At 69.7% G+C, this 234-nt stretch carries 1 pseudogene; it reads left to right on the plus strand.

The features are described from left to right. A pseudogene (locus tag P0D89_RS54575) lies at nt 1-234 on the plus strand (MFS transporter); the annotation flags it as partial.

Consider the following 234-nt stretch of genomic DNA (forward strand, 5'->3'; position numbering starts at 1 on the left):
TTCCAACATTCGCTCGGCTTCTCGCAGGTGCAGACGGGCTTCTACATGACGCCTTGGCCGCTCGTGATCGTGGTCGCCGCGCCGCTCGCCGGCGCGCTGTCCGACCGCTACTCGGCTGGCGTGCTCGGCGGCATCGGGCTCGCGCTGTTCGCGGCCGGATTGCTGTCGCTTGCGACGATCGGCGCGCACCCGGGCACGGTTGACATCGTCTGGCGCATGGCGCTGTGCGGTGCT

This window comes from Paraburkholderia sp. RL18-085-BIA-A (assembly GCF_046027075.1).
GTDB lineage: Bacteria > Pseudomonadota > Gammaproteobacteria > Burkholderiales > Burkholderiaceae > Paraburkholderia.